The 7,909-nt window shown below is 34.8% G+C and carries 9 protein-coding genes; 3 read left to right on the forward strand and 6 right to left on the reverse strand.

The window, feature by feature from the left end; genetic code table 11:
• Nucleotides 1-206 precede the first annotated feature (206 nt).
• The 3 genes from IJE13_RS00675 to IJE13_RS00685 all read left to right on the forward strand — a co-directional run bounded on the left by IJE13_RS00675 (nucleotide 207) and on the right by IJE13_RS00685 (nucleotide 2,895).
• The gene (locus tag IJE13_RS00675; protein ID WP_292775863.1) at nucleotides 207-1,508 is read left to right on the forward strand and encodes a phenylacetate--CoA ligase; all 1,302 of its coding nucleotides are present in this window, start codon (nucleotides 207-209) and stop codon (nucleotides 1,506-1,508) included.
• A 12-nt stretch (nucleotides 1,509-1,520) separates the two neighbouring features.
• Nucleotides 1,521-1,961 carry an acetolactate synthase gene (locus tag IJE13_RS00680; protein ID WP_292775865.1) on the forward strand — a complete coding sequence of 147 codons (441 nt, stop codon included), beginning with the start codon at nucleotides 1,521-1,523 and terminating at the stop codon, nucleotides 1,959-1,961.
• Between the two features lie 163 nt (nucleotides 1,962-2,124).
• Nucleotides 2,125-2,895 carry a hypothetical protein gene (locus IJE13_RS00685; RefSeq protein WP_292775867.1) on the forward strand — a complete coding sequence of 257 codons (771 nt, stop codon included), beginning with the start codon at nucleotides 2,125-2,127 and terminating at the stop codon, nucleotides 2,893-2,895.
• A gap of 178 nt (nucleotides 2,896-3,073) precedes the next feature.
• Here IJE13_RS00685 and IJE13_RS00690 read toward each other — a convergent pair whose 3' ends face one another.
• The 6 genes from IJE13_RS00690 to IJE13_RS00715 all read right to left on the reverse strand — a co-directional run bounded on the left by IJE13_RS00690 (nucleotide 3,074) and on the right by IJE13_RS00715 (nucleotide 7,762).
• Complete coding sequence (locus IJE13_RS00690; RefSeq protein WP_292775869.1) at nucleotides 3,074-4,027, reverse strand: malate dehydrogenase; 954 nt, start codon at nucleotides 4,025-4,027, stop codon at nucleotides 3,074-3,076.
• Nucleotides 4,028-4,380: 353 nt separating this feature from the next.
• The gene (locus IJE13_RS00695) at nucleotides 4,381-4,878 is read right to left on the reverse strand and encodes a ferritin (protein WP_292775872.1); all 498 of its coding nucleotides are present in this window, start codon (nucleotides 4,876-4,878) and stop codon (nucleotides 4,381-4,383) included.
• Between the two features lie 100 nt (nucleotides 4,879-4,978).
• Nucleotides 4,979-5,134, reverse strand: coding sequence for a rubredoxin (locus tag IJE13_RS00700; protein ID WP_292775873.1), 156 nt, complete (start codon nucleotides 5,132-5,134; stop codon nucleotides 4,979-4,981).
• Nucleotides 5,135-5,200: 66 nt separating this feature from the next.
• Nucleotides 5,201-5,359 (reverse strand): rubredoxin, encoded by a 159-nt coding sequence (locus tag IJE13_RS00705; protein ID WP_292775875.1) that lies wholly within the window; start codon nucleotides 5,357-5,359, stop codon nucleotides 5,201-5,203.
• A gap of 181 nt (nucleotides 5,360-5,540) precedes the next feature.
• Nucleotides 5,541-5,951, reverse strand: coding sequence for a universal stress protein (locus IJE13_RS00710; protein WP_292775877.1), 411 nt, complete (start codon nucleotides 5,949-5,951; stop codon nucleotides 5,541-5,543).
• A 101-nt stretch (nucleotides 5,952-6,052) separates the two neighbouring features.
• Nucleotides 6,053-7,762, reverse strand: a complete 1,710-nt coding sequence (locus IJE13_RS00715) for an ATP-binding cassette domain-containing protein (RefSeq protein WP_292775879.1) — start codon at nucleotides 7,760-7,762, stop codon at nucleotides 6,053-6,055.
• Nucleotides 7,763-7,909 lie beyond the last annotated feature (147 nt).

Here is a 7,909-nt window from a genome sequence, read left to right on the forward strand (position 1 = left end):
AAAGTATGATGGCATCTACATGTTAGAGTTAATGTCTGTAGATTTCATTGAAAAAAGTTTGGAATACATGAAGAATTTAGGATTAATTAAATAAATTTAAAAAAAATTTATTATGCAAATTAGCATATATAAAAAATAAGATATTTAATTATAATTATAATAATTACAAAAATTCAAAAATTACACAAATAGAAAAAGGTTAGAATATGTGGAATGAAGAAATTGAATGCATGTCAAGAGAAGACATTTCTGAACTTCAGTTGAAGAAGTTGCAGGCTACTGTAAAAAGGGCGTTTGACAAGATTCCCTATTACAATGAAAAATATACAAATGCAAATGTCTTCCCTGAAGACATAGAGACTTTAAAGGATATTGAAAAGTTGCCGTTCCTTACCAAAGATGACTTAAGGGCATGTTATCCATTTGGAATGTTTGCAGTCGACAAGAAGGAAATCATAGAGGTCCACTCATCTTCCGGAACTACCGGAAAGCCTGTGGTAAGCGGATACACCCAAATGGACATTGACAACTGGGGGGAAATCGTTGCAAGAGGGCTTACCATGATGGGTCTTGATGAAGACGACATCATACAGAACACACACGGTTACGGATTGTTTACAGGAGGATTCGGTGTTCACTATGGCGCTCACAGATTAGGGGCTACAATCATCCCTATTTCAACTGGACAGACAAGAAGACAAGTTGAAATCATGGCAGACTTCGGAAGTACCTGTCTTATCTTCACTCCATCCTATGGTATCTACTTAGGAGAAGTTGCTAAGGAAGAGGGAATAGATTTCGATGAAATTGGTCTTAAAGCTATAGGTTTCGGAGCTGAAATGTGGACAGCTGAAATGAGAGACAGAATCGAAGAGACATTTAAGACCAAAGCTTATAACATTTACGGCCTTACAGAATTGATGGGTCCAGGTATTGGTATGGAATGCTGTGCACAGAACGGCTTGCACATTGCTGAAGATTTCTTCTATCCGGAAATCATTGATCCAAAAACTGGAATCACATTACCTGAAGGCACTCACGGTGAATTGGTATTAACTAACCTTGAAAGAGAAAGCATGCCTGTAATCAGATTCAGAACCAAGGACCTCACTGCACTTCACTATGACACTTGTGAGTGTGGCAGAACCCTTGCAAGAATGGAAAGGATTACCGGCAGATCAGATGACATGATTAAAGTGAAAGGAGTTGCTGTATTCCCATCACAAATAGAAAAGGCACTTCTTAAGGTAAGTGACATCGAACCTCACTATCAAATCATAGTCACAAGACCTGATATAATGGATGAGATTGAAATCAAGGTGGAAGCTTCCGAGGCTCTCTTTTCAGATGACATAAAGGAAATGATCGCTGTAAAGAACAAGATTGGAGAATACATCCAAAATGAGATTGGAATTGCAGTCAAGGTCAGACTGGTTGCACCTAAGAGCATTCCAAGAAGCACAAAAGGTAAGATTCAAAGAGTTATTGACAAACGTAATTTACATTAATATTAGAGGGAGTTGAAAATGTATAAGATTACCCAATTATCCATATTCATAGAAAACAAAATAGGAAACCTGTATAAGGTTTTAGATTTGCTTGCAGAAAATGACATCAACATTGTAGCATTATCCTTAGCGGACAGTTCAGAATTCGGCATCTTAAGAATAGTTGTTGAAGACCCTAAAAAAGCTAAGGAGGTCCTTGAAGAGAAATACTATATCGTCAAGAACACTCCTATCATCGGAGCTATAATAGAAGACACTCCAGGAGGACTTTCTTCCATTTTAAAGATCTTGAAGGAAGAAGGAATCGACCTAGACTATCTTTATGCCTTTACCCATGAAAAGGAAGAAAAGGCTGTTCTTCTATTGCAATCCAAAGAGCTTGATAGCTTAATAGCTATCTTAAAGGCATATAAGGTGCCTTTAGTACCTTCACAATATGTTTATGATGAATAAATTATAAACATATTTTTTTATTTTTTTACTATTTTTCCATTAAAAAAAAGTTTACGCGGTTATCATAAATTTTATTAACACCTGTTAACATAATAGAAAATAAGTAATGAATAAAATTTTTAAGATTATATTTTTCAATTATAATTCTTATCCAGGTGATTCTATGAATTTCGATAGTTTTGCTACGCCAGTTTTATTAATTTTCTTAATTTTAATCTCTATAAGTACTGCATGTGCAGAAGAAATATCAGATGCCAATGGATTGGATGCACAAGACCAAGAATTTTCCATTGAAACATATGATTCCCCAAATAATCTTGAAGAGACAAATCAAGAAGATTTAAGCAATATTGAAAAAGATGAGGATACCCTTAAATCAGATGAGGAATATTTGGAAATAGACTATCCTCAAACACATGATGAATCCCATAATATCATTGTAGATGCAAAGCCAAGCGGAAACAAAGGAAAAATAGGGGATGAAATCAATTATACAATTACCATAACAAACAACAATCCATTTACCGTACATGTTTTGGAAGTCTTCTCTCCTGAAGATCCAGACCATTTCTGGTTGAGGGCTGAATCAACATCCCCATCAGATAGGCATGTGGGATTACTTGATGAAACCGCCTGGATAATAGACAGATTAGGTCCTGGAGAGACACTCATCATCTATGCAATACTAAAAGTTGAAGATGTTGGAAAAACTGAATTAAGCCTTAGTCTTTCACACAGTCATCCTCCTTATGAATATATAAGTTATGACGATAACAATGAAAAATCAAATAAAAATACTGAGAAAATCAATGAAGGGAATAGTGTAAAAAACATTAAAATCAATCCTTCAAATGAAAAAACAGCAAATCCTATTGCATTGCTAATCCTATCATTATGCAGTATTTTTATTTTAAATATTAAAAATAGGAAATAAAATTAAAAAAATAGAAAATAATTAAATTTATTTTCTATCTCTTTTTTTAAAACTTTAAGAAATAGTTTTTTTAATAGATAATTTAAATTATTAAGATTACCCCTCTTTAGCTTAATATATAATCTAAATTATAAGATTATCCATCATTTAACTAAATATATAATCTAAATTATTAGGATTATTCTTCTTTTAAGCTTTCCATTACCTCATCAGTAAGCTTTTTGATTTCTTCTGCCGCATTTCTGAACTTATTGGTCTCATACTCATTCATATGAATAGGAACGATCATTGCGTTTCCTTTCTTGGATAAGACTGAAGGAACTCCTAAGCAAACTCCTTTTACATCAGCAATCTCTCCATCCAGATATAGGCTGACGGTCAATATCTTGTGAGTATTGGTTATGATTGTTGTAATCAGGTTTGATATTGCATATGCAGGCCCATATTCAGTAGCTCCCTTTTTGGAGATGATAGTGTTTCCCGCATTCCTTAGAGTCTGAATGATGTCCTTGATATCCAATTCCACCTCTCTGATAAAGTACTTTAGAGGAATACCTCCGATGGTTGTTGAACTTAAAAGAGGAACCATATTATCCCCATGCTCTCCAATTACACGGGTATGTATCTCACTGCCGTTGATATTCAGGCGTCTTGCAAAGTAAGTCTTCAACCTTAAGGAATCCAAGTGATTTCCAAGACCAATCACCTTATCCCTATTGAATCCGGAAGCGTCATAGGCTATTGCAGTCATGACATCTACAGGGTTTGTTGCAACAAGAATAATTGCATCAGGAGCATGAATGGCAATCTGCTTTGCATAATTGGAAACTATTTTGGCATTTGTAAAGGCCAAATCACGTCTGCTCATGCCCTTATCCCTATGAACGCCAGCAGTAATCAATACAATATCAGAGCCTGCAATGTCTTCGAAATTGCATGAGGGGGTGAGTAGACAGTCAATATCTTCAGCAGCCAATGCATCATACATGTCATAACTTTGACCTTTTGCCTTATCCAAGCTTTCAGGTCTTGAAAAAAGCACAACCTCACTTATCACATCTGCCCTAGCCAATTTGAATGTGACGTTTTTACCTATAGTTCCAGTGGATCCCATTACAGTTACCTTTGCCATTTTTAGCCTCCTTTAAATTCAATTTTGATTAATTGATTAATAATTAATTTATTTGTTTTTACAATATTACTTTTTATATTTATAAGTAATAATATTTTTTAAAATACTTATATTTAAGTATTTTTATTTTTAAGCATTTATCTGACTAAATAAAGTCAATATTGACTTTATATTGTAAATTTTTTAAAATAAGTACTAAATAGCATATAATTCTTAAAAAGAGAAAAAATAATGTTTTTAATGAAATAGAAAAAATAAAAAAAAAGTAAGAAAATAGTTAAGAGTGTTTGCTCTCAACTAGTGTAAAGAGTTTTGGTCCAGGTTTTACGAGCCGAAGGCGAGTAAAAGCTGGGTTATTCTGCTGTTCCACGACCAGCAAACTCTTCATTGAGTTTGTATAATAAGGAGTTGTCGTCACCTGCCAATTTGAGTTTAGCTAAGTTTTCCATAGCGTTTTCTTCTTCTTCAACTTGTTCTTCTACGAACCATTGAAGGAAGTTGTTGGTTGCATGGTCTTTTTCTTCAATAGCTAAGTCAACTAAATCGTTGATTAAACCGGTTACCATTTGTTCATGAGATAAAACATGTTCAAATGCTGCAAGTGGGGATTCCCATTCGGTTTGTGGAGCTTCAATTGCAGTAAGGGTTACGCTTGCTCCTCTTCTGATTATGTAGTCATAGAATTTCATTCCATGTTCCAATTCTTCTGCAGCTTGGACTCTCATCCAGTTAGCGAATCCTGCTAAGTCGATGTCTTCAAAGTAAGCTGCCATGGATAAGTATAAGTATCCTGAATATACTTCTGCGTTCAATTGAGCATTTAATGCTGCTTGCATTTTTTCATTTACCATAATAAGACCTCTTTATATCTTAAATAAATTAAGTTTATAAAAATAAAAATTATCCTCTACTTTTTTAAATAAAATAAAAAAAGTAAAAATATAATTCAGATTATTCATCTACGAAATCTGCTTTTTCAGCACCGCACATTGGGCAAACCCAATCATCAGGCAAGTCTTCCCAAGCAGTTCCTGCTTCAATTCCGTTATCAGGGTCACCAGCTTCTGGATCATAAGTGTATCCACAAATGTCACATACCATAGCCATATTTTCACCTTCAATTAATTAAAAAATTGATTGTTTCAATACTGAATCCTAAAAAAATTTAATTATTTATAATGCTTTGAACATAGTCTTTACAGCACCGCATAAAGGACATTTGAAATCAGCTGGAACGTCTTCCCAAGCAGTTCCTGGAGCTACGTCTCTTCTTTCTTCTCCTTTTTCAGTGTCAAATACGTATCCACAAATAGTACATTTGTATTCTGCCATGATTTTACCTCCAATAAATAATTAATAATATTTTTACTTTTAATGATATATAAATTGTTTTATTTTATTACAACTTATTCCAATTAAGCCTTAAAGGTAATAACTAATCCAATTATTAAAAAAAGAGAATAGAAAGCCTAAAAAGATAAAAAAAGAGTTAAAAATAGATTGAAAAATAAATTTATTTTACTAAGATCACAGGGACTTTTGATACCTTTAGAGCATTTTCAGCCACACTTCCAATCCTGGAATAATCAATTGTTTCTTCATTGTCCATGGATTTTCCAAAGGCTCCGAAAACTGCAATGTCGGGATTGATCTTTCTAATCATTGTTGCCATATCCTGAATTGGGTCTGCAGTTATGATATGCTCGACTACAACAACCCCCTTTTCCTTTCCTTTGGCTGTAATCTCATCCAATACCGCTCCGCCGGCATCATCCAAGTCATCGTATGTGAAATCAGATGTGAAATCCATAACATACAATGCAGCTATTCTGGCATCATATTTGCTTGCCAAGTCAATGGCCAAATCCACTGCCTTGTCTCCACATTTGGAACCGTCACTGGCAACTAAAATATTCTTAAACATAATATCATCTTTTAAATATAAAAAATTTGATTAGAAGAAATTAAGATTAATAATTAAAAAATTTTAAATTTAAAATTTTTAAAAAAAAAATTAAATACTGATTACATCAAGTAATCAGCATGACAGAATCCTATGAAGTCATCAACCAACTTATCAACATCTTTGGTGTCATCCAAAAGAATGCCTTGGTCAATGAATATTGCCCTGTTACTCAATTCCCTTATGAAATCTGTATTGTGTGAGACCATTACAATGGTTGTTCCAAACTCTTTGCAGATTCTCTTAAGTGAGTTTGTAACTGTTCTCAAGGTCTTTGGATCCAAGTCTCCAAACGGTTCGTCAAGCAATAAGATATCAGGTTTGGATACAAGCACAAGTGCAAGCATTGCCCTTACCTTCTGACCGCCAGACAATTCATAGGACTTTCTTCCCAAGATGTCCAAAGGCAAGTCAAGTGCTTCAAATAGGTCTGCAACCTGTTCCTTGATTTCGCTTTCAGGGAATTTAGGGAACAGTTCATCAAGAATGCTTGGATCAAGTCCAACCTGTTCAAGACGGGCCTTAGCCTCCCTTTCTGGAAGGTCTGTCAATTGATACAATGCATCAAGGAGTTCATCAGGCAATCCTTCTGCCTTAGCTCTTTCCTTAGCTTCTTGAACCATATCAAATCTTTTAAATCCTAATTTGGCGGCCAATTGATTTTGGACAGTAGCCCAATATACCAAAGCGAATTCCTGATGCATGAATCCTAAGTTTCTTCTGACTTCCATCCTGTCAAGGCTTGCCTTTCTGATATTAACCCATGTGGTTCCATCATCCTTTTCAAGCTTGAACAATACATCCCCTTCATCAGGGACATCCATACCACCTAGCATACGAAGAAGTATTGTCTTACCTGCTCCACTTGGACCAACCAAGGATAGGACATCTCCCCTTTTCACTTCAAAGCTGATGTCCCTCATGTGCAAAACGTCTTTACCTTTAAGCAAATAGAACCTTTTATCCAAATCACATGCTTTAATGAGGGTTTCGTCTGTGGATTCAAGCTCAATGTCAACAGGGTCTTCGATGTCTTTAAGGAATTCGTCTATGATTTCGTCAACATCCCCTTCCTTGGCTATTTCACCATCCTCAAAAAGGATGACCCTATCTGCAAGGAACTTATGGATTTCAGGCAAGTGAGATACCAAGACAACAGTGATGCCCAATTCCTTATTGATCTTCTTGACCGCATCCAGGATTTCCTGCTTGGTTTTAGGACATGCCATAGTTGCAGGTTCGTCAAGAAGCATTACCTTAGGCTTCTTTGCAAGCTGTCTTGCCATGATGAGCCTTTGCTTCTCTCCACCGCTCAATACGGAAGCCAAGTGACCGGACTTTTCCTTCAATCCTACAAGGTCCAAGAGTTCATAAGCTTCCTTATCAAATTGATCATGAGCCAATTTAAAGTCTGTTCCTGCCTCATCACCGTATTTTGCACCGTAGAGTTTTCTTACAACATTGTCCAATGCAGTTTCAGGCCAAATACCGAATGACCTTTGCAAGTGAATTGCAGTTTCCTTCTTGACTTGATTGAAATAAAATTGAGATGAATCCGGCTTCAAGGTGTATCTGTCTACCCTGACTTCACCTTCATCAAATTTTTCCACACCTCTCAAAATTCTCAAAAGTGTGGTCTTTCCGGAACCGCTTGTTCCTAAAATACCTACAATCTCTCCTTCTTTAACTTCAAGATTAATGTTTTTAAGGGCTTCCACTTCTTCCCCATTATCCAATTTATATGATTTAGAAAGGTTTTTAATACTTATCATTATACCACGATTTTATTTTTTAAATGATTAATTATTATTAGAATAATTGATTTAATAATTTTTCAAATTAAATTAATTATTAAAATATTTATAAATAATATAATATTAAATTAAATATTATTTAAAAAATTTTAAAATAATTTTTAA

The sequence above is a fragment of the Methanobrevibacter sp. genome, assembly GCF_017410345.1.
Classification (GTDB): domain Archaea; phylum Methanobacteriota; class Methanobacteria; order Methanobacteriales; family Methanobacteriaceae; genus Methanobrevibacter.